The 286-nt window shown below is 75.2% G+C and carries 1 protein-coding gene; it reads left to right on the plus strand.

Features of this window, described 5'->3' with window-relative positions; all coding sequences use genetic code 11:
• A partial coding sequence (locus J0A67_RS22870; RefSeq protein WP_206571700.1) for an acyl-CoA dehydrogenase domain-containing protein occupies positions 1-286 on the plus strand: 286 nt, incomplete at both ends.

Raw genomic sequence — 286 nt, forward strand, 5'->3', positions numbered from 1 at the left:
TGTTCTGGCGCCACCTGCGCCATACCGGCATGAACACGCTGCGCGCCATCGGCCGCGCCTGGACCGGCGGCGTGCTGGCGCCGTCGCCGGTGTCCGGCCCCACCGCCGGCCATTACCGCCGGCTGGGCCGCTATGCGGCCGGCTTCGCGCTGCTGGCCGACGCCACGCTGGCGCGGCTGGGCGGCGGCCTCAAGCGCCGCGAGATGATCTCGGCGCGGCTGGGCGACATCCTGGCCGAGCTGTACCTGCTGTCGGCCGTGCTCAAGCGCTGGGAGGACGAAGGGCG

Source organism: Algoriphagus aestuariicola (genome assembly GCF_017254835.1).
Lineage (GTDB): Bacteria > Bacteroidota > Bacteroidia > Cytophagales > Cyclobacteriaceae > Algoriphagus > Algoriphagus aestuariicola.